This is a genomic window from Campylobacter concisus (assembly GCF_902460545.1).
Classification (GTDB): Bacteria; Campylobacterota; Campylobacteria; order Campylobacterales; family Campylobacteraceae; genus Campylobacter_A; species Campylobacter_A concisus_AE.
Map to the genome: position 1 here is coordinate 106396 of NZ_CABPUE010000003.1, position 1242 is coordinate 107637.

Below are 1242 nucleotides of genomic sequence, written 5' to 3' on the forward strand. Positions count from 1 at the left end.
CTTTTTACTTCTATTTCCATTTTACTCTTTTATTCTTTTCTTCTATCAAAACATTTATCATTTCATAATTTTTATTAAATTTCTTGTCAGTAAAAGTTTTTAGTAAGTGATTTGCATTTTGTAATTCTATATTTTTCTCATTTAAATTTTTAGCAATTTCATAACGAGCAATCAATCTACTTATTTGTCTATCAAATTTATCTAATTTCAAAGAAACTTGCTCTTGAATACTTTTTAATCTATCATCTGATTTTTTATTAAGTCTCTCAAAGATGGCTTGCGTAAATTTCTTTGAATTTGTTGCGAATTCCTCTATTTCATTTTGTGCTAAGTACTCGATATTTTGAACATTGCTAGGAATAATATCTACTTTTGAAGATATGTTATTTTCGCTAAGTTGCCTAAATATATCTTTATTGCCTTTGCCTATTTTTTCAGCTATTAAATTTAGTAGAGTACTTTTACCACTCCCTCTTCCCCCTATAATACAATTTAGATAAGGACTAAATTTAATGGTCTCCTTAAAATTTGAAAAACAAAAATTATCTTCACCCCACTTTATGCTATCCTCAAAATTTAATTTAATTTCTTCGATTTTATAGATAGCCGCCTGTGGTTTATTTTCCCTAATATGTATCCTTGTGGGCTCGTAGATTACTTGTTTCAAACCTTCAAAAGTCGTATCTGCCTTAATCCAAGTATAGCATTTGCCAATCCTGTCTTTTTCTATACTATCTGAGAAATGATGTGCGTCGCTACAATCGAGCAATAAATCTTTAACACCACATTCTTTGAGTTTGCTTTTTGCATTATTGAATGCTTCAATGTTTTTTGCGGAAGTAAAAATTATATCTGATTTATTTATTATATCTTTTTTAATCGCAATAGAGCTATCCGACCATCTTAATTCATCCCACTCCGTCTTACCTATTGCTGTAAGATATTTTCCTGCAAAACAATCTTTATCAAGTGCTTTAAAAATATAGTCTTCTTTAATATTTAAGTTATTAAAGCCCTCTATTAATGGGCTTTGGTATTTTTGCTTTTGTTCTTCTGGCGCACTATCGATAATTTTTTGCCCCAAATCTCTTAGGCTATCTTTAGTAATTGCTCTATGCCATTTTTCAGAATTACTTTCGATAGAATAACTCTGCTCTAATGTATTTAAGAATTGACTTTTAATAATTTCGATATCTAATTTATCTGAAAAAATTACATGCAAGTTTATTCTTTTTAAACCAC

Annotated in this window: 1 protein-coding gene; it reads right to left on the reverse strand. The window is 28.7% G+C overall.

Features of this window, described 5'->3' with window-relative positions; genetic code table 11:
* Positions 1-10: 10 nt before the first annotated feature.
* Positions 11-1242, reverse strand: a 1232-nt coding sequence (locus FZ949_RS03590) for an ATP-binding cassette domain-containing protein (protein WP_222862783.1), incomplete at its 5' end; no start/stop codon positions are given.